Source organism: Methanoculleus chikugoensis, from assembly GCF_019669965.1.
Classification (GTDB): Archaea; Halobacteriota; Methanomicrobia; order Methanomicrobiales; family Methanoculleaceae; genus Methanoculleus; species Methanoculleus chikugoensis.
In genome coordinates this window covers 1,447,820-1,463,048 of record NZ_AP019781.1, presented here as the reverse complement: position 1 = coordinate 1,463,048, position 15,229 = coordinate 1,447,820, and the positions used below count along the sequence as shown (strand labels likewise).

The 15,229-nt window shown below is 62.4% G+C and carries 15 protein-coding genes and 1 tRNA gene; 6 read left to right on the top strand and 10 right to left on the bottom strand.

What is annotated here, in order from left to right:
* Positions 1-266: 266 nt before the first annotated feature.
* Positions 267-2,513: an alpha-glucan family phosphorylase gene (gene glgP, locus MchiMG62_RS07435; RefSeq protein WP_221056417.1), complete on the top strand. Its 2,247-nt coding sequence runs from the start codon at positions 267-269 to the stop codon at positions 2,511-2,513.
* Positions 2,514-2,535: 22 nt separating this feature from the next.
* Here glgP and MchiMG62_RS07430 read toward each other — a convergent pair whose 3' ends face one another.
* From MchiMG62_RS07430 to MchiMG62_RS07420, 3 genes are all read right to left on the bottom strand, one after another.
* Positions 2,536-2,865, bottom strand: coding sequence for a hypothetical protein (locus tag MchiMG62_RS07430; RefSeq protein WP_221056416.1), 330 nt, complete (start codon positions 2,863-2,865; stop codon positions 2,536-2,538).
* Positions 2,866-3,096: 231 nt separating this feature from the next.
* Positions 3,097-3,849, bottom strand: coding sequence for a roadblock/LC7 domain-containing protein (locus tag MchiMG62_RS07425; protein ID WP_221056415.1), 753 nt, complete (start codon positions 3,847-3,849; stop codon positions 3,097-3,099).
* Between the two features lie 62 nt (positions 3,850-3,911).
* Positions 3,912-4,340: a HAMP domain-containing protein gene (locus MchiMG62_RS07420; RefSeq protein WP_221056414.1), complete on the bottom strand. Its 429-nt coding sequence runs from the start codon at positions 4,338-4,340 to the stop codon at positions 3,912-3,914.
* A gap of 397 nt (positions 4,341-4,737) precedes the next feature.
* Here MchiMG62_RS07420 and MchiMG62_RS07415 point away from each other — a divergent pair, with 397 nt between their 5' ends.
* Entirely contained in the window at positions 4,738-5,331 is a 594-nt protein-coding gene (locus tag MchiMG62_RS07415) for an MJ0548 connectase family domain-containing protein (protein ID WP_221056413.1), read from the top strand.
* Positions 5,332-5,408: 77 nt separating this feature from the next.
* Here the strand turns inward: MchiMG62_RS07415 and eif1A are convergent, their stop codons facing one another.
* Entirely contained in the window at positions 5,409-5,726 is a 318-nt protein-coding gene (gene eif1A, locus MchiMG62_RS07410; RefSeq protein WP_221058696.1) for a translation initiation factor eIF-1A, read from the bottom strand.
* A 269-nt stretch (positions 5,727-5,995) separates the two neighbouring features.
* Between eif1A and MchiMG62_RS07405 the strand changes: the two genes are divergently transcribed.
* Together MchiMG62_RS07405 and MchiMG62_RS07400 are read left to right on the top strand one after the other, a co-directional pair.
* Positions 5,996-6,256, top strand: coding sequence for an RNA recognition motif domain-containing protein (locus MchiMG62_RS07405; RefSeq protein WP_048184174.1), 261 nt, complete (start codon positions 5,996-5,998; stop codon positions 6,254-6,256).
* A 372-nt stretch (positions 6,257-6,628) separates the two neighbouring features.
* Entirely contained in the window at positions 6,629-6,883 is a 255-nt protein-coding gene (locus MchiMG62_RS07400) for a DUF2795 domain-containing protein (protein WP_221056412.1), read from the top strand.
* 185 nt (positions 6,884-7,068) lie between these two features.
* On the opposite strand, the gene MchiMG62_RS07395 is transcribed toward MchiMG62_RS07400, so the two are convergent.
* Positions 7,069-7,557 carry an SAM-dependent methyltransferase gene (locus tag MchiMG62_RS07395; RefSeq protein ID WP_221056411.1) on the bottom strand — a complete coding sequence of 163 codons (489 nt, stop codon included), beginning with the start codon at positions 7,555-7,557 and terminating at the stop codon, positions 7,069-7,071.
* Between the two features lie 211 nt (positions 7,558-7,768).
* Here MchiMG62_RS07395 and MchiMG62_RS13315 point away from each other — a divergent pair, with 211 nt between their 5' ends.
* Positions 7,769-7,897: a hypothetical protein gene (locus tag MchiMG62_RS13315; RefSeq protein WP_280636146.1), complete on the top strand. Its 129-nt coding sequence runs from the start codon at positions 7,769-7,771 to the stop codon at positions 7,895-7,897.
* 102 nt (positions 7,898-7,999) lie between these two features.
* On the opposite strand, the gene MchiMG62_RS07390 is transcribed toward MchiMG62_RS13315, so the two are convergent.
* Together MchiMG62_RS07390 and MchiMG62_RS07385 are read right to left on the bottom strand one after the other, a co-directional pair.
* Positions 8,000-8,084: transfer RNA gene (locus tag MchiMG62_RS07390), tRNA-Leu, on the bottom strand.
* An 86-nt stretch (positions 8,085-8,170) separates the two neighbouring features.
* On the bottom strand, positions 8,171-9,874 hold the full coding sequence (locus tag MchiMG62_RS07385) for an AMP-binding protein (protein ID WP_221056410.1): 1,704 nt from the start codon (positions 9,872-9,874) through the stop codon (positions 8,171-8,173).
* A 128-nt stretch (positions 9,875-10,002) separates the two neighbouring features.
* Between MchiMG62_RS07385 and MchiMG62_RS07380 the strand changes: the two genes are divergently transcribed.
* The gene (locus MchiMG62_RS07380) at positions 10,003-10,557 is read left to right on the top strand and encodes a TATA-box-binding protein (RefSeq protein ID WP_221056409.1); all 555 of its coding nucleotides are present in this window, start codon (positions 10,003-10,005) and stop codon (positions 10,555-10,557) included.
* A 491-nt stretch (positions 10,558-11,048) separates the two neighbouring features.
* On the opposite strand, the gene MchiMG62_RS07375 is transcribed toward MchiMG62_RS07380, so the two are convergent.
* The 3 genes from MchiMG62_RS07375 to MchiMG62_RS07365 are packed head-to-tail and all read right to left on the bottom strand — an operon-like array spanning position 11,049 to position 15,226.
* On the bottom strand, positions 11,049-13,778 hold the full coding sequence (locus MchiMG62_RS07375; RefSeq protein WP_221056408.1) for a DEAD/DEAH box helicase: 2,730 nt from the start codon (positions 13,776-13,778) through the stop codon (positions 11,049-11,051).
* Positions 13,726-14,460, bottom strand: coding sequence for a metallophosphoesterase (locus MchiMG62_RS07370; RefSeq protein WP_221056407.1), 735 nt, complete (start codon positions 14,458-14,460; stop codon positions 13,726-13,728). Before MchiMG62_RS07370 ends, MchiMG62_RS07375 begins: the two co-directional genes overlap by 53 nt.
* A gap of 7 nt (positions 14,461-14,467) precedes the next feature.
* The gene (locus MchiMG62_RS07365) at positions 14,468-15,226 is read right to left on the bottom strand and encodes a hypothetical protein (protein WP_221056406.1); all 759 of its coding nucleotides are present in this window, start codon (positions 15,224-15,226) and stop codon (positions 14,468-14,470) included.
* Between the last annotated feature and the right edge of the window lie 3 nt (positions 15,227-15,229).

Below are 15,229 nucleotides of genomic sequence, written 5' to 3'. Positions count from 1 at the left end.
TAAAACCCGCCCTACATCGTCACCGTACCGCCCCGTGGGAGAATCACACCAGGAAGTGGCCGAGCAACCCCTTGCACCCCCGGCCCCTTCATTCATCCCGCAGACGCCCGGCGCACCATTCACCGGGACCGCCGCTCAGATCCTGACGCCTCTCAACAAGCACCATATTAGCACTTATTTTTTATTTTCTCAGCATTTTGAGAAAATATGAAAACATATATAATAATAAACAGGGACAGTACACCAACCAAAAGGGGACAGAATTCATGGAATACTCCATACACGATCAGTTCGATCACGTCCCGGAGCGGCTCTCCGGACTCGTCGACCTCGCATACAACCTCTGGTGGAGCTGGAACGCGGAAGCCCGGACACTCTTCAAGCAACTGAACAACCAGGCGTGGAAAGCAAGCGTCCACAACCCGGTCAGGATGCTGCGCGAGATCCCGGTCGAGTTCCTGAACCGGGCGGCGGCGGACCCCGCCTACTGCCACCGCTACGAGATCGTCATGCGCCGGTTCAGGAAGTACATGAGCGCTGCCGGGACCTGGTTCTCCGAGGAGTACGGCGAACGGTCCCCGCTTCCCGTCGCCTACTTCTCGGCGGAGTACGGGCTCCACCACTCGCTTCCGATCTACGCAGGGGGGCTCGGGTTCCTCGCCGGAGACCACCTGAAGGAGGCAAGCGATCTCGGATTCCCGATGGTCGCCGTCGGGTTCCTCTACTCACAGGGCTACCTGCACCAGCAGGTCAACTCCGACGGCTGGCAGGAGGACGTCACCGAACCCTTCGACCGCGATGCGGCGCCCGTCGTCCCCGTGCTCGATGCCGACGGTGAAGACCTGGTGGTCAGGGTTCCCCACATCGACCCGCCCATCTACGTCGCCGTCCGGAAGGTGCAGGTCGGCAGGATCCCGCTTTACCTTCTGGATACGGATATCCCCTGCAACGATTCTGGGAATCGGGGCATATCGTCCCGCCTGTATGCCGGCGACCGGGAGCAGCGGCTCCGGCAGGAGATCGTCCTCGGCATCGGCGGGAGAAAGGTGCTCCACACCCTCGGCATCGAGTACGCGGCGGTGCACCTGAACGAAGGCCACCCGGCATTCGCGCTGCTCGAACGGATCCGGGAGCGGGTCGAGCGGGGGATGGAGTTTGAGGAGGCGCTCCGCGAGGTGCGGGCGACCTCCGTCTTCACCACGCATACGCCCGTCCCTGCAGGCCACGACGTCTTCTCCGTCGATCTCATCGACCGCTACTTCGCGCCCTACTACACGGCGCTCGGCATCGACCGGACGAGGTTCCTGCAGCTCGGCGTCCACCCGGAGAGCCCCGTCTCGGGGTTCAACATGACCGCGTTCGCCCTGCGCGCTTCGGAACACCATAACGGCGTCTCGCGCGCAAACGGGGCCGTCGCCTCCGATATGTGGCGATGCCTCTGGCCCGGGCCTGAGGAAGCGGCGGCGCCCATCGACTACGTCACGAACGGCGTCCACGTGCCGACCTGGCTGAACCCCCGGATGAAGGCGCTCTACGACCGGCATATCGGGCCGACGTCTCCCGACTGGCTCCCGGAGCACGACGACCCGGCGATATGGGAACTCGTCGACGAGATCCCGGACGCCGAACTCTGGGAACTGCATCTCCGGCTGAAGGCGAAACTCATCAACCGGCTCCGGGAGCGCGAACGGCTCCGGTGGACGACGCGCTCCGGCGGGGCGCCGAACCCGGCAGCGGGAGGCGGGTTCCTCAACCCCTCCGTCCTGACGATCGGGTTTGCCCGGCGGTTCTCGACCTACAAGCGTGCGTACCTCATCTTCGAAGACCCGGAACGGTTGAAACGCATCCTGAACAACCCCTGGCGCCCCGTCCAGATCATCTTCGCCGGCAAGGCCCACCCGGCCGATAACGAGGGCAAGGAAGTGCTCCGGCAGATCTACCGCTACACGCAGGATCCTGCATTTGGAGGGCGGGTCGCATTCATCGAGGATTATAACGACCAGGTGGCCCGGTACCTGGTGCACGGCGTCGACGTCTGGCTGAACAACCCCCTGCCCCCGATGGAGGCAAGCGGCACGAGCGGGATGAAGGCGTCGCTCAACGGGGTGCTGAACCTCTCCATCATGGACGGGTGGTGGATCGAAGGCTACAACGGCGGAAACGGATGGGCGTTCGGGGAAACGGCAGCCGACTGCGAGGCGAGGGACGGCGTCGACGCCGCGGCGATCTACGACCTCCTGGAGAACGAGGTCGTCCCGCTCTACTACGACCGCTCCATCGACGGTATCCCCCATGGCTGGGTAACGATGATGAAAGAGTCGATCAAGAGCAACGGCCCCCGGTTCTCATCCCGCAGGATGGTAAAGGAGTACGTCGCCCGGTATTATCCGTCGCTCCTGAAGGCTGCGGGGGCGGCATACGCCCGAACCCCGGCGACGGCGAAACCCCGGCAATCGCCGGCCTGGAACCCGCAGGTGCGGGAAATGGAAGCGGACGATCCCTTCTCCCCGTGAGCAGGTGAAACGCCGGGGGTCGCTACGGGGAGACCTCACGGCCGCTCCCGGAGCGGTTGCCCTTACGGCCCCCTCTCCTCCGGCCCTCCCCGGTGCCCCGCTCCACATGTGGGGATCTTCCGCCGGCCTGTGCAACACGCTTCCGTGTCTCATCGTCGGCGGCCTGGAGACCGCGTGCTCCGTGCGGTGCCCTGCCTCCGGCACTCGCGACCCGCCGGCGGGTCTCAGTGCTCGCAGCCTGGAGGCCCCGTTCGGTGTGCGGCGCCATTCCGCCGGTTCTCGCTACCCGCTGCCGGGTCGCTTCGTCTGCCGATGCAAGACCGCGTTTTGTCCGTCGCTTCTTGCCGGTCATAGCCAACCACCCGGCTCGTCCGCGTCATCGGGCGCCCCATGCATCCGCTGCCGGGCGGGGGTATCCCCGCTTCCCCCTGCCGTCATCCGTCTCTCCCCCATGAGAGGCGGGTGAATGGATCGCCCATTATGAAATGGTTATTCTGCCGCCTGAACAGCAAAATACTGCCGGATCAGGTGGGACGGCCTACTGAACCGGATGGGATTTTCAGGGGTTCCATGCGGGATATGGTCATACCCCGCCCTGTAACTCCCTGATCATCCGCCGTACCTGGCCGAACTGCACCTCCGGCCGGGTAACGATACAGAGGTATTCATCGCCGCAGGGAGCGATGACGATGTTTCCGCCCCGGTAAAAGAGTGTCATCTGCACGAACGCCCCGTTTGACGGCACAGCCGACTGCAGGCGGAGCACCCACCGGAGCAGATCCTCGGCAACGGCGACGGTATAGTCGGCATCGATCTTCCCGACCGATGAGGTGCAGAGGCCGTCGGCAAAACAGGCAACGGCGGTCACCCCGGGTTGCCGGAGCAGCTCCCCGAACGGATCGGATTCCTCTCCGGAAGATGCATCGCGGGGTGGCGTCTCTTCGTTCTCCGCGGTCCCGGCCACGATATCTTCCTGCCCGTCGTTCTCCGCGGAATAGCCGGTCACGGGAGAGCCGTTGCCGGGCTGCAGGAGGGCCTGCATCTCTGCCGATACGGCGAGAGCCACCTGCAACTCTTGGGGTTCGTACCGGTAGAGGCCGAAGTCGAGGATCGGCTGGCTGCCGAAGTACTTCAACGCCGACGGCCCGCTCAGGGACTTCAGCGGGTGCATGAACTGTGCGGCGAGAGGTTCTCCCTTCCGCACCAGCATGAACCCCTCTCCGTCCTGCATCCTGATCCGTACCACCCCGGAAAAACGGGTCGTGTGGGAGAAGATCCACCGGAGCGGCGCCTGCATCTCCCCGATGACCGTTCCGTCCGGTAAATTATTCGTCATTCGTAACCCTGCCCGACCGCATCCAATCTGTCGAAAACAAGCGTTCTCACCGCCCGTTTCCCCTACTCGGCGTCGTCCTTGGCAAGGGTGTCGAGGATCATGTAGGAGTTGATCAGGCGGTTGAACGCGACTGCGAGTTCGCCGATCTCATCGTTGCTCGTCACCGTGATCTCGACGTTTGTGAGATCGCCCTGGCTTGCACTGGTCGCGGCCTTCGAGAGCTGCTCGATGGGGTTCGTGATGCTCTTTGAAAGGAAAAAACTCCACATAAAGACCACGAAGACCGTGAGCAGGGTCATGATGATGATGCTGTTCTGCAGGCCGAGCGTGGCGATGACGCTCCCGGTGTCCCCCGCCGAAACGATCCCCAGCAGGAAGATGGGGATGACCGCAACGGTGAGCATGCTCGCCATAAGTTTGTAGAAGATCGGGATCTGGATGGTGAGGCCGTCCTGGAATACCCCGATCTCTTGCGAGAAGGTATCAGCCATGAGAGAGTATTTCCTCATTTTAGTATATTAATATATTTATTATCAAAAAATGATGTAGAGTCAATATATCAGATTTCAATAGTTCTACATAGGTAGTCGACGATTTCAGGCATTTTTATACACCTTCGAACATAATATCCGGAATTCCCGGAGATCACAGTGTCCTTGAATTTCGATATATACGTACGTATGAAGATCGTTTCTATTCCCGCTGCAATCTGCGAATGTTTTTCACGCGCAGGCCCGCCAACCATCTTGCCCGGGAGGCGATCTCCGGACTGCAGAATGCCGGGCGTGGAACGGCTATCCAGAGGGGCATCGACAGATTGATACGGGTACGGAGGAGTTGGGATGAGCGCAGCCTCCCGCACCGTGGCGGGGGTTGAGGGTTCATGGTATGACGCTTGTGATCGCTTTCATCGGAGAACAGGGCGCCGTGATGGCGGGAGATATGCGGGAGATCGCGTTCGGAGGGGACGATTCCCTTATCGAAGAGCTGGAGCGCGAACTCTACGGCGGTTCGATCGCCTCCGACGGAGACCTCGCGGAGCGGGCGGGCGCGATCGGGGTGACGGTCCGGGTCAGGGACGACAAAGCCAAGGTCTCGCAGCGAGACGGGGTGCTCGTCGGCGAGGTGACCGAGACGGAGGGGGCGAAGACCTCAAGAAGGAGGCTCTATGCTACGAAGGGGAGGTACGCGATCGCCGATGTCGTCGATTCCCGGCTGCGGGTGACGCAGAGGGGGAGAGCAAGCAACTTCGTGGTGCTCGGGAACGATATCACGAAAGAGGTTGCCAACCAGTGCATCCAGGGGATGTGGGAAGGGGGAACGATCCAGGATGCCCTGCGTCTCATCATGCTCACCATGCAGATAGCGGCAAGCGTAACGGCGTCGGTGAGCAGAACGTTCGTACTGGTGCATACCGATATCGCGGCGGATATCTCGGGGGCTATCGCTAACGATTCCCGAAAAGGACAAAGCCCGGATTGAGTTCGTCCCCGATCAGGTACGGGGCCCTGCCGGAGACAGGCGACGATGCCTCAGCCCCGGCGCGCAAAATGCGGGGGTTATTGACTGAGATAGTTGTGCTTTTTGAGCCAGTCTACCTGGGGCCTGATGTACCGGTAGACGATATCGCACTTCTCGTCCTGGAAACTCCAGGGGACGACAATCAGGAGGTCGCCTTCGCGTATCCAGAGCCGCTTCTTGATCTTGCCCTTTATTCTTCCCGTGCGCGTGACGCCGTCCTCGCAGCGGACGCGGATGTGATTTGCTCCGAGCATCAGGTCGGCCCGGCCGAAGATCTCGCGATTCCTCTTCTTCGGCAACCGTACACGTATGATCTCGTCGCCTTCGTTATTCTGTGTCCCTCGTGTATTTGTCAGTTAATCAACTCCCTAACAGGCGGCGGCGCATCCCGCCCGATATTCTCCTGGGAGTGTATATCAATGACCCGGGCCACCATTAAGGTATCTGTCCCGGGGAAGATCCGCACAACCGCGATCCCGCAGGGTGGGCGGCCTTCGGGTTTAGAGGCATGATTCCGGCAGCGGGTGCGGCCACCTGCCGGGAGAGATGACTCCAAACCGCTCTCCGGTTTTTCTTCCGAAGAATAATTAAGGTTTGAGCGTACATGTGTGAAGAGGATCTTTGAATGGAAAGCAACAAGCTGTACGTCGGTAACCTCACCTACTCGGTAAATGAAGAGCAACTGAAAGAACTATTCAGCCAGTACGGGACGGTGAACGACGTCAGAGTCATTGAGCGCAAAGGGTTCGGGTTTGTCGAGATGTCCAGCCCCGAAGAGGCTGAGGCAGCAAAGGAAGCCCTGAACAACACTGTATTCGAAGGCCGTACCATGAAGATCGACGAAGCTCGGCCCCCGAGACCGAGAAGCGACTTCCGGCGGTACTAGGCATATCCCCGAAGAACAGTATTCCGAATATCTCACATTTTTGAAGAGTCGGGGTTCATGCGAACCTCACCTCTGATTGTCCGGTATGGACGGTTCCGTTCCCGGTTCCTGTCGTTGCAACCGTTCCGTCGTGCGTGACCGGCTTTAGGACGCCAGCACTCCCGTCAGGAGACTCTCTCCCGCGGGATTGTGCGGGAGGATGCATGGCCTGCCCGCCCGGTGCAGCCGCCATCACCCCCCGCATGAAATATTCTCTCGCTGGATTGCCGGCATTTTCACCTTAAACGACGACAAACTTTTTATTCAACCTGAGCTATGGTGACGCCGTGTGTCCCGCGATGCGGGATGCAGGTAAATGAGGTGGTGAGAACTATGGCAGAAGAGAGACCTTCAGTTAAAGGTGGAATGGCCTCTGCAGCACAGGCTTCCTCCGTCCAGGAACTGAGTGCATCCGCATTCCAGAAGTACCTCGGCGGTATGGACTACCCGGCCGGTAAGCAGGACCTGATCAACCACGCACGGAAGAACAACGCACCCGACGCGGTGATCCAGGTCCTCGAGATGTTCCAGGACAAGTCGTTCCAGTCCGCAGCAGACGTGAGCCAGGAATTCGGCAGGGTCAAATAACCCTACTTTTTTTCGCGCCAGGCTGGCCGTGATCCCCGGCGTCTGACCCTGTTGAAATGCTTTCCACAACTTCCGGATAACACTCGGCGATAGAGGTCAGTGGTACGGTCTCACGCGTCGATGATGTATGGAGAATCCGGAGGTGATTCGTTTTCCGGGGAGGATTTCAACAAAGCCCGGTATCTCTATTCTTCGAAGGTGAACTCCGCCGCCCAGTCGAACCCCGGGTTCTCTTCATACCACTGCGGCCAGTGAGACGACCAGGCAGGCACGCCCACTTCCCGAACCCGTTCGGTGGCCGGGAGGTAGGGCTTGATGTCCAGCACCGGCGTCGCGTCGTCGGCATCGATATACGCGACCCTTATGATGCCCGTTGCGGTATCGATATCGACGACCGGAACAACCGAGAGCGCGATCGGGTTCGGCCGGACGGGTGATCGGGTGGCGAAGATCCCGATCGTCTCCGGGCCCCTCGTGTACGGTTTTCTGCAGGCCGTCTCGATCCGGCACTCCGGTGTATCGACCCGGTCGCCCCACCAGAGCACGACGATATGGCTGAACCCCTCCAGTCCCTGGAGCGCGGGCCGGAACGGCCCGGCAACCTCGATCGAGAACGATTCGTCGTCGGCATGCACGATGCCGACCGGTTTTACGGTGAAGGTGCGCGTATCCACAACGATGCCTCTCCCCGGTTCAGGGGTTGGAGCAGGAGTATAAAAAGGGCCTGAGTCTGCCCCGGGGCAGGGTTGCTGCACCGCCCGAGTCGCCTTCCCTCCCTGCTGCAGGAGCGGGACCGGGGATGTGATGAGGCGGTTTTCCATGGGAATATAAAGAAGAACCGCCTAATGCCTCAACGGGGAGACCCCGACGGGAGGAGTAACCGACATGGCAGACGAGACGAAGAAGAAGACACCGAACACCGCGGACAGGTTCTGCTGGGGCGCAGACGATCTCATCATCACGCGGAAGCAAGAAATGGACGAGCCGAAACCGGACGATACGATCGTTTATTGAGCGGCCGGGCGCAGCCGACCGTTCCCGTATCCGACGTTTTCAAACTCCCCGGACGACGGCGCTAAACGTATCCCGTGATCGGAGTAATCCTGAAAAAACGTATGCGAGAGGCCGGATTCGAACCGGCGAACTCCTACGAGACCAGGCCCTGAACCTGGCGCCTTTGACCTGGCTTGGCAACTCTCGCGCGATTGTGTGGCGAACCCCCGCCGTTGGCGCGTCCCGGCGTTCCTCGCGCCTAATACTGTAGCATCTCCAACAAAATAAAGGTAATCACTCCCCGCCCTCTCCGATGCCGGGAGAGTTGTGGGAGTTGTTGTCCATAAACCGCCGCATCTCCAGTTCGCGCAGTTCGTGCCGCTTGATCTTGCCGGAGATGGTCTTCGGGAGCGACTCCACGAACTCGATCAGACGCGGATATTTGTATGGCGCCGTCACCCGCTTGACCTGCTTCTGGATGTCTTTGACCAGCGACTCCGTGGGCCGGTGCCCGGGCTTTAAGACGATGAAGGCCTTGACGACCAGCCCGCGGAGCACGTCGGGCGACCCGACGACCGCCGCCTCCTGGACGGCCGGGTGCTCCATGATGGCGCTCTCGACCTCGAACGGCCCGATCCGGTAGCCGGAGGATTTGATGACGTCGTCGTCGCGCCCGATGAACCAGAAGTAGCCGTCCTCGTCCATATAGGCCTTGTCGCCGGTGTAGTAGAACCCGCCCGAGAAGACCTTGCGGTTCTCTTCGCTGTTGTTCAGATAACCGGAGAAGAGCCCGACCGGCCGGGGCTCGACGTTGATCGCGATCCGCCCTTCCTCCCCGACGCCCACCGGGTTGCCGTCGTCGTCGTGGAGTTCGATATGCCAGCCCGGCATCGGCCTTCCCATCGAACCGGGCTTGGGTTTCATGCCGGGAAGCGTCCCGATGCAGAGCACCGTCTCGGTCTGGCCGTAGCCTTCGTAGATCGTCCTCCCGGTCCCTTCCTCCCATGCCCGGATCACTTCGGGGTTGAGAGCTTCGCCGGCGCTGCAGCAGTGGCGCATGTCGGCGAGATCGAACTTGTCGAGGTCGGCGAGGATCAGCATCCGGTAGATGGTCGGGGGGCAGCAGAACGTCGTGATCCCGTACTTCTCCAGCAGCGGGAGGATCTCGGTGGCGTGGAACCGGCCCCGGATATCATAGACAAAGATGCAGGCGCCGACGATCCACTGACCGAAGAGTTTCCCCCACGCGCTCTTCCCCCAGCCGGTATCGGAGAGCGTCAGGTGGAGGTCGTTCGGGTGCAGGTCGTGCCACAACTGCGCGGTGACAAGGTGCCCGAGCGGATAGGAGTGGTTGTGGACCACCATCTTCGGCTCGCCGGTGGTGCCGGAGGTGAAGAAGATCAGCAGCGGGTCGGTTGCTTTCGTCCGGTGCATGCCGGGGAGGTTCACCAGTTTATGCGAGCAGGGCGCGGGGTAGTCGAGCTCGACGGGGTAGCTGACCCACCCGTCCCGCACGCCGTCGATCATGAGCCGGACGGCAAGTGTGGGGCACTCTTCGCGGATCTCCTCGACCTTGTCCGCGTGCTCGGCCATGGTAATGATCATCCGGATGTCGGCCGCCTGGATGCGGTACTTCAGGTCCTTGGGGGTCAGCATCGTCGTCGCGGGGCAGTAGACTGCGCCGAGCTTGATGAGCGCGATGACGAAGATCCACCATTCGGGCGTCCGGGGGAGCATCAGCATCACCCGGTCGCCTTTCTTGATGCCGTACTTCAGGCAGATGTTGACGGCCTGATTCGAGAGGCGCATGAGGTCGAAGAAGGTGTATTTCTTCTCGTTTCCTTTCTGGTCAACCCAGATCATCGCCAGCTTGTTCCGGTCCTTCTTTGCCCATGCGTCGATCACGTCGAAGCCGAAGTTATAGTATTCAGGGACGTCTATCGAGAAATTGGCGCACAGGTCCTCGTAGGACGGTGGTTTTTGCTCTTCATCTCCCATAACGCGGTCCCTTAGAAGTTGCGCGTTTATGGTTTAAAGTATTCACGAAGTTGAAACGGGCTCCGTATCCGGAATAGGCATAAAGATTACCCATTAGTATTATGGTTCAAAAAATGATACTCATATCGATGGCTGAGAAGGGATACGAGTCACTGAAAATTGAGAACATCGTTGCCTCCGGGGTGATTGCCGACGCAATCGACCTCGAAAACGTATCTGAAAAAATAAAAAACTGCGAACTGAATACAAAGAGGTTCCCGGGGGCGGTCTACCGCATCGAAAATCCCAAGATTGCATCCCTGATATTCTCCTCGGGAAAAGTGGTGCTCACCGGCATCAGGAAGAAATCCGACCTCCGTCCGGGCCTGGAGATCATCATGCAGTCGCTCCGGGATGCCGGTGTGGAGACCTACGATGTGCCGCAGGTTGCGATCACGAATATGGTCTGTTCGTATGACATGGGGAGGTACATCAACCTGAACAAGGTGGTCATCACCCTCAACCTCGAGAACATCGAGTATGAACCCGAGCAGTTCCCGGGGCTTGTCTACCGCATCGATGACCCGAAGATTGTCGCCCTTCTCTTCAGTTCCGGCAAGATCATCCTGACCGGCGGGAAGAATATTGAAGATATCAAGAGAGGACTGGATTTCCTGGAGCAGCGGCTCGAAAATATCATGTAAAACGGTTTCTGGTTACGTTTTTTCGGATTGGGGGAAGGAAGCCCCTGTTTTTTCGGCCGGGTATGATCTGTCACTCCGGGCGTTCTGCCGATACGTGACGGGAGAGTGTCCGGGCCTGAAGTAGGCTATTTTGGTGGCCGCATCCGAGGGGGCTCGTGCATCAAGCGTATGCCGCCGATCTTACTCAAGAATGCTGTTCTTGCGTCGCAGTTCACATGCACGGCTTTCATAGGGATATCGCCATTGGGGGTGGCGGCTCGCGGGGAGGGGGCGTGCCCCCCTCCCCTGTCTCTACCCCATTAATGGAATACCCATAACCCCCACCCCACCCGGCCTCCTCCCCCTTCCTGCGGGGCGGGGGCAGTGCATGGCGATACTCCCACGGTCCACTATACCGGGCTTTTTCCTAGTTTCTGCCGCCACCCCCAGTCACAGGCTATACTCAAAAGCCACCATCAGGTGGCCCTAGGTGCCGGCAAACTCCAACCCTCTCACCAATATCTATGCGTCTTCACGTAGTTCCGCTCGGCCTTGAGGATCTCCCGGTAGAAGGCGTCCCCTTCGGAGAGGGTCGCGAGGATCCGTGAAGCCACATCCGGGCCGACGCCTTTTGCCGCAAGGGCGGTCACCGCCTTCTTCCCGCTGGAGAGGACGATGTTTGCGTTCCGGAGAAACCGGACCTCGATCGCCCGCTCCTCCTCGGACTTGTTCTTCTTCTTCACCGCCGGGATGAGGTCTTCGTCCCAGGGTTTCAGCGCCGCGATGAGGCGGGCGCTGCAGAGGGGGCACTGCGGCTTATCGGGGACGCGCTCGACGACCGTCCGGCTCTTCCACTTCCGGCAGTTCATGCAGAAGAGGACGACGTCCTCCTTCTCGAGACGGCGCATCAGTGTCCCGATAACCGCCTGGTCGACCATCGGCGGCGGGATCATGTCCCGCGAGGAGGAGAGCCCCTCGCTCCCGAGCGGGCTTAACCACCCTATGGCGACGGCGATGCGGCCGTCATGGACGGCAGTGAGGATCTCCTGAGCCGCGTCCGTGTCCATGGAGGTGCTGAAGAGCTCCCGGTAGGCCTCGGACGCGATGACCGTGCCGTCGAAGAGGTCGATGAGCCGGTGGATGCTGAACCGCTCGTAGTCGGCGTCCGCGTCGATGGCGCCGAACTTCTTCGCTACCTGCACGAGTTTCCACTTGAAGAGCGCCGTCCGTTTCAGGGCGAGTCTCAGGATCCCCGGGAGGTGTTCGGGTTCGAGCGCCGCGAGGGTCTCCTGCACCTCCAGTGAGCGGACTTCCGACGGCAGCCGCAGGAGGAACCGGTAGGCCCCGACCTCGATACCGACGGTCGTCCCGTAGCGGGCGGAGAGGAGGACCGAGAGCGCCCGGGCCAGCGCCTCGTTCGCCTTGTGCCCGCCGCAGACGTTGCAGACCACGCCTTCGTCCGCGTTCTCGAGGGTGATGAGGGTGTCCGAGGGGACGGGGTGGTTCCCCTCGTCCATCCGGCCGATGAACCGCTCCGCGTAGGCGATCGCTGCCGGGATATCGGAGTAGCGGCCGAACGCCCGGGTTCTTCGGAGCGCCCCGACCTCCCGGGCGACGGCGAACGGCACCGGGATCTGCTCGCCCTCCCACGACGGGACCTCGCCTTTCGCCCGGGTCGCCGGCTCGACCGTGATCCGGGTCCCCTCGATCTCGAGCACGCACCAGAGCTGGCCCTTCGTGATGAAGACCGCGCCGGTGTGCATCCACCCGAGGACGAACGACTCGTCGAGCGTCCCGACGATGCGGCGCGAGACCATATCGAAGATCTCCATCTTGCGCTCGTCGTGGATCATCGAGAGGTTCTCGATGAGGTAGCGCCGGGCCCGGCCCGTCCGGACGATCCGGGTGCCGTCGATCCGGATCAGCCGGTGCTCGGCCATCTGGCGGCAGACGTCGTCGAGGAGCGACCCGAAACCCGCAAAGACGTTCGACCGTTCGATCATCTCCCGGATGCGGGAGATCTCGATCTCGCCGTACTCGACCGCGATCGCCGCCACCTGGTTCGCGAGCACGTCGGCAGCACCGGCGGGCGGGACGATCCGTTCGCACTCGTTCGCCTTTGCTCTCCGCGCAATCACGAGCGATTCCAGGAGGTCGTCGAACCCCGTTGCAAGGACGGTTCCGCGCGATACGGCGTCGAGACGGTGGCCGGCCCTGCCGACCCGCTGCACCAGGCGCGAGACCTGCCGGGGGGAGCCGAACTGGACGACGTGCTCGATGTGCCCGATGTCGATCCCGAGTTCCATCGAGGACGTGGCAATCAGCGTCCGAACGTCGCCCTTCCGGAACCGCTCCTCGGCATCGACCCTGACGTCCCGCGAGAGCGAGCCGTGATGAACCTCGACGTCCCCGCGGGAGTAGAGGTGGTGGCCGAGCGCTTCGGCGGTCACCCGGGTGTTGACGAAGACGAGGGTGGAGCCCGGCGCGTCCAGGCACTTCCCGACGGCACGCGCCTGGGCGCCGAACTCCTCCCCAGCGAACCGGACGCCGATATCGAGGCTGCTCGCGACCGGCACCTCGACGAGGGAGAACGACCTCGCCCCGCAGAGGAACCGACCGATATCGTCCGGGTTCCCGACGGTCGCCGAAAGGCCGATTCGCTGGAACTCTCCCGCGTATTCGGCAAGGCGTTCGATCGCCACCGCGAGCTGCGCTCCCCGCTTGCTGTCGGCGAGCTCATGGATCTCGTCGATGATGACGTATCTTACGTTTTTCAGGTGCTCGCGGAGACGTTTGCCCATGAAGAGCGCCTGCAGCGACTCCGGGGTGGTGATGAGCAGGTCGGGGGCGTTCAGCGCCTGTTTTCGCCGCTCGTTCTGCGGCGTGTCGCCGTGCCGGACGCCGACCGAGAGACCGAGTTCCCGGCACCACCACTCCATCCGGTTAAGGATATCCCGGTTCAGGGACCGGAGGGGCGTGATGTAGAGCGCCTTGAACCCCGCACCGACGGTCTCGAGGAGCCGGTCGAAGACCGGGAGCATCGCGCTCTCGGTCTTCCCTGTGCCGGTCGGCGCCACCAGGACCAGGTGCTCCCCCGCAAGGAGCCGGGGAATAGCCTGCTCCTGCGCCTCCGAGAACCCGGTGAACCCGCGTTTTCTGACGACATCCCGCACCCGCGGGTCGAGGAGGTCAGCGGTCGTCTGCGGGGCAGAGCGTGGCCGGTGAGCCGACGTACGTGCCATCTGCGAGAAACACCTCCGCATTCTTTTCGTCGATGCACCGGGAGAGGGGGCCGAGCCCGCTCTCCCGCAGCCGTCCGACGTCTATCCCGCCCGCGAACTCGTTGAAGGCCGGGACGAAGAGGAGTCGGGTGCGCTCCCCGGACGGCTCCTCGACCGTCGAGTAGAGGTAGGCCGGGCGGGCGCGTGCGGCGCACCCGACGGAGTCGACGAGCGAGACGACCGGGTGGTGGTGGCCGACGACGACGAGGTGACCGGGGAGGTCGGGGGCGGGATGGGTGTGACCGTGAAGGTAGCCGACGCCGTCGATGAGCGCACCGTCGGCGGGCAGAAGTTCGCCGGGTTCGAGGAACCTCCCGATACCCCCGTCGTGGTTGCCCGGGGCGACGGCTATCGGCACCCGGTCCCGGAACGACCGGAGGACGCCGGGGAGCTCCCGGTACTCCTGCCTGCTCGTTATCGGGACGTTGTGCTTGACGTCACCGAGGAGGAGGAGGAGATCGGGCTCTGCCTCCTCGATGCAGGCGATCACCCGGTCGGCCCGGTCGGTGCTCCGGCTCGCGATGTGGACGCCGTGACGTTCGAGCCCCGATTCGATGCCCATGTGCAGGTCGGCGACGACCAGCACCCGCCGGTCGTGCTCGACCAGGAGAGCAGGGCCGTTCTCGATGAAATGGAGGTGCATTATCGTGTCAGATCAGTTTTATCATGCCCGATGCGGGCTGGTAACACTCACCTGCGGCGAGGAGTTCCTCGAGCGCGGCGCGGGCCTCCCGGGCGGAGAGGCCCGCCCGCACCCCGGCGGCGACGGCGTCCTCAAACCCGACGCCCCGGGCGCCGCCCTCCCCTTCGAGGGCATCGAGGAGGAGGTCGGGGGCGGCGAGGGGTGCGATCTCGCCGACGGCGATATCCGGGCGGACGGTTGCAAGCGCCGTGCGCACCATCGCGGCCATCCCACGGATATCCTCGTCCGTGGTCCCGTAGAGGCGGCGGGCGGCCGAGGCCTGTTCGTCGCCGCCGTCCCGGAGCGCTTCAAGCCTATCAAGCGTCGCGCCGGCGGTCGATAGCACCCAGAGGTCGCGGGCGGTGCGGGTCACCACAGAGAGCGCCTCGGCCTCCACCGTCGCGCATGCCCTCTCACCGGTTCCGGTCAGCGTCGCCCGGCCGGTGACGGCGACGAACGCGGGCGGTTCCACGTAGCCGAGCGTCTCGACCGCGTCCGGGCTCTGCCAGTCGACCGAGACCTGGAACGCGCCGGTCGGATCGGCAAGCCGGGCCTGCATGACGTCGCCGCTTCCCCTCTTCTCGGTAAGGGCGCCGACGATGAAGAGGCGGCGGCACCAGGCGGCACCCGGCGTCACCACGTACGGGCCGCCCCGACCGTCGCCCGAGTCCGCCGTGTGCCGCGCGGCGGAGAAGTCCTGCGCAAATACCCGCTCTACAGGTTCCATACA

Bases quoted from the DNA above. Each gene is read 5' to 3' on its own strand.
- MchiMG62_RS07375 (WP_221056408.1), bottom strand. From the start codon at position 13,778: ATGGCACGTACGTCGGCTCACCGGCCACGCTCTGCCCCGCAGACGACC.
- MchiMG62_RS07405 (WP_048184174.1), top strand. From the start codon at position 5,996: ATGGAAAGCAACAAGCTGTACGTCGGTAACCTCACCTACTCGGTAAAT.
- MchiMG62_RS07415 (WP_221056413.1), top strand. From the start codon at position 4,738: ATGACGCTTGTGATCGCTTTCATCGGAGAACAGGGCGCCGTGATGGCG.
- MchiMG62_RS07380 (WP_221056409.1), top strand. From the start codon at position 10,003: ATGGCTGAGAAGGGATACGAGTCACTGAAAATTGAGAACATCGTTGCC.
- MchiMG62_RS07370 (WP_221056407.1), bottom strand. From the start codon at position 14,460: ATGCACCTCCATTTCATCGAGAACGGCCCTGCTCTCCTGGTCGAGCAC.
- MchiMG62_RS07385 (WP_221056410.1), bottom strand. From the start codon at position 9,874: ATGGGAGATGAAGAGCAAAAACCACCGTCCTACGAGGACCTGTGCGCC.
- MchiMG62_RS07425 (WP_221056415.1), bottom strand. From the start codon at position 3,849: ATGACGAATAATTTACCGGACGGAACGGTCATCGGGGAGATGCAGGCG.
- MchiMG62_RS07430 (WP_221056416.1), bottom strand. From the start codon at position 2,865: ATGACCGGCAAGAAGCGACGGACAAAACGCGGTCTTGCATCGGCAGAC.
- MchiMG62_RS07400 (WP_221056412.1), top strand. From the start codon at position 6,629: ATGGCAGAAGAGAGACCTTCAGTTAAAGGTGGAATGGCCTCTGCAGCA.
- MchiMG62_RS07420 (WP_221056414.1), bottom strand. From the start codon at position 4,340: ATGGCTGATACCTTCTCGCAAGAGATCGGGGTATTCCAGGACGGCCTC.
- glgP (WP_221056417.1), top strand. From the start codon at position 267: ATGGAATACTCCATACACGATCAGTTCGATCACGTCCCGGAGCGGCTC.
- MchiMG62_RS07365 (WP_221056406.1), bottom strand. From the start codon at position 15,226: ATGGAACCTGTAGAGCGGGTATTTGCGCAGGACTTCTCCGCCGCGCGG.
- MchiMG62_RS13315 (WP_280636146.1), top strand. From the start codon at position 7,769: ATGGCAGACGAGACGAAGAAGAAGACACCGAACACCGCGGACAGGTTC.